We start from the raw sequence: 2,500 nt of genomic DNA on the forward strand, positions 1-2,500 counted from the left end.
ACTTGTTCTTCCCTAACAACAGAGCTTTACAATCCGAAGACCTTCTTCGCTCACGCGGCGTTGCTCCGTCAGACTTTCGTCCATTGCGGAAGATTCCCTACTGCTGCCTCCCGTAGGAGTCTGGGCCGTGTCTCAGTCCCAGTGTGGCCGATCACCCTCTCAGGTCGGCTACGCATCGTCGCCTTGGTGAGCCGTTACCTCACCAACTAGCTAATGCGCCGCGGGCCCATCCGTAAGTGACAGCCGAAGCCGCCTTTCAACTAAAGACCATGCGGTCTTCAGGGTTATCGGGTATTAGCTCCGGTTTCCCGAAGTTATCCCCGTCTTACGGGCAGGTTGCCCACGTGTTACTCACCCGTCCGCCGCTAACCGAACAGAAGCAAGCTTCTATTCGGTCCGCTCGACTTGCATGTATTAGGCACGCCGCCAGCGTTCGTCCTGAGCCAGGATCAAACTCTCCAAAAGAAAGTTGATTGGCTATTATCTTATTTCGGTTGACCATACCGAAATTTTTCGATTAACGCTTCGTTTTGTTCAGTTTTCAAAGAACATTATTTGGTGGAGCCTATCGGGATCGAACCGATGACCTCCTGCGTGCAAAGCAGGCGCTCTCCCAGCTGAGCTAAGGCCCCTTCGTTCCAAATGGTCGGGAAGACAGGATTCGAACCTGCGACCCCATGGTCCCAAACCATGTGCTCTACCAAGCTGAGCTACTTCCCGCATGGCGCGCTCGAGAGGATTCGAACCCCTAACCTTCTGATCCGTAGTCAGATGCTCTATCCAATTGAGCTACGAGCGCAGATGCCGAGGGCCGGACTCGAACCGGCACGGTAGTCACCTACCGCAGGATTTTAAGTCCTGTGCGTCTGCCAATTCCGCCACCCCGGCGTGGCTGGAGCGGAAGACGGGACTCGAACCCGCGACCCCCACCTTGGCAAGGTGGTGTTCTACCACTGAACTACTTCCGCATTGGCTCCTTATTTTTTATCATGGTGCGGGTGGAGGGACTTGAACCCCCACGCCGTGAGGCGCCAGATCCTAAGTCTGGTGCGTCTGCCAATTCCGCCACACCCGCAAAAAAAGTGAGCCATGGAGGACTCGAACCTCCGACCCTCTGATTAAAAGTCAGATGCTCTACCTGCTGAGCTAATGGCTCCTATATTCTGTTATGGTGCCGGCTGCAGGACTTGAACCCGCAACCTACTGATTACAAGTCAGTTGCTCTACCAATTGAGCTAAGCCGGCATGATAGATAGAAATGGAACTATAAAAAGGATCGGTTTTGTGCCTCTTCCTCTCCAAGACATTCCAAGATGTCCAATGCGTCGAGGCAACTCGCAGTCATTTCACCGATGCTTCGCTCGTCTCTACCAATTGAGCTAAGCCGGCGTCATCTATACTAGTTTTCATTGAAATAATGGTGGAGGATGACGGGATCGAACCGCCGACCCCTTGCTTGTAAGGCAAGTGCTCTCCCAGCTGAGCTAATCCTCCGATATGTAGCGCCTAGCAACGTCCTACTCTTGCAGGGGCGTTAGCCCCAACTACCATCGGCGCTGGAGAGCTTAACTTCCGTGTTCGGGATGGGAACGGGTGTGACCTCTCCGCCATCGTCACTAGGCTTGTTATTTCAAACAGACAAGTATTATTATAATGAGCATTTCGCTCGTGTCAAGAACTTTTTGGTTCTTTCAAAACTAGATAACAGATCAGGGAAGAAAGGATAGGCGGTGCTTTTCTTGATGTCTAGCTCCGCTTTTCGTATTGTCTAGTTCCAGCTCGCAGCGCCTCGTGGAAAATCACCTTCCTCCATCGACATGCAAGCATGTCTCGTCGGAAGAATATTTTCCTTCCGGCGCTAAGCGCTCGCTTCCACTTTTCGTATTGCCTAGTTCCGCAAGCTGCCTCCTACGGTCGTTTCCGCTTCTTCTGTCCAAGTCTCCTGACTTGTCCGTCAGAAGCTTGAACGCCCTATGGATGCAAGCGAGCTTGCTCCCCTTTTCGTATTGGTTAAGTCCTCGATCGATTAGTATCCGTCAGCTGCACGTGTCGCCACGCTTCCACCTCGGACCTATCTACCTCGTCATCTTCGAGGGATCTTACTTGCTTATGCAATGGGAAATCTCATCTTGAGGGGGGCTTCACGCTTAGATGCTTTCAGCGCTTATCCCTTCCGCACATAGCTACCCAGCGGTGCCCTTGGCAGGACAACTGGTACACCAGCGGTGCGTCCATCCCGGTCCTCTCGTACTAAGGACAGCTCCTCTCAAATTTCCTGCGCCCGCGACGGATAGGGACCGAACTGTCTCACGACGTTCTGAACCCAGCTCGCGTACCGCTTTAATGGGCGAACAGCCCAACCCTTGGGACCGACTACAGCCCCAGGATGCGATGAGCCGACATCGAGGTGCCAAACCTCCCCGTCGATGTGGACTCTTGGGGGAGATAAGCCTGTTATCCCCGGGGTAGCTTTTATCCGTTGAGCGATGGCCCTTCCATG

Annotated in this window: 9 tRNA genes and 3 rRNA genes (2 of these 12 cut by a window edge); all 12 read right to left on the reverse strand. The window is 53.4% G+C overall.

The features are described 5' to 3' along the window. Positions 1-465 (reverse strand): 16S ribosomal RNA (locus GFC28_RS12505) (it extends 1,090 nt beyond the left edge of the window). Positions 466-556: 91 nt separating this feature from the next. Beyond that, a tRNA-Ala gene (locus GFC28_RS12510) sits at positions 557-632 on the reverse strand. Positions 633-643: 11 nt separating this feature from the next. Continuing rightward, positions 644-720, reverse strand: a tRNA-Pro gene (locus GFC28_RS12515). Positions 721-722: 2 nt separating this feature from the next. Then, positions 723-799 (reverse strand) — tRNA-Arg (locus tag GFC28_RS12520). A gap of 3 nt (positions 800-802) precedes the next feature. Continuing rightward, a tRNA-Leu gene (locus tag GFC28_RS12525) sits at positions 803-888 on the reverse strand. A gap of 5 nt (positions 889-893) precedes the next feature. Then, positions 894-968, reverse strand: a tRNA-Gly gene (locus GFC28_RS12530). Positions 969-990: 22 nt separating this feature from the next. Beyond that, a tRNA-Leu gene (locus tag GFC28_RS12535) sits at positions 991-1,075 on the reverse strand. Between the two features lie 8 nt (positions 1,076-1,083). Continuing rightward, positions 1,084-1,156: transfer RNA gene (locus tag GFC28_RS12540), tRNA-Lys, on the reverse strand. Positions 1,157-1,169: 13 nt separating this feature from the next. After that, positions 1,170-1,245, reverse strand: a tRNA-Thr gene (locus GFC28_RS12545). 173 nt (positions 1,246-1,418) lie between these two features. Continuing rightward, a tRNA-Val gene (locus GFC28_RS12550) sits at positions 1,419-1,494 on the reverse strand. A 10-nt stretch (positions 1,495-1,504) separates the two neighbouring features. Further along, positions 1,505-1,621, reverse strand: a 5S ribosomal RNA gene (rrf, locus tag GFC28_RS12555). A gap of 385 nt (positions 1,622-2,006) precedes the next feature. Continuing rightward, a 23S ribosomal RNA gene (locus GFC28_RS12560) occupies positions 2,007-2,500 on the reverse strand (it continues 2,435 nt past the right edge of the window).

This window comes from Anoxybacillus sp. B2M1, from assembly GCF_001634265.1.
Classification (GTDB): Bacteria; Bacillota; Bacilli; order Bacillales; family Anoxybacillaceae; genus Anoxybacteroides; species Anoxybacteroides rupiense.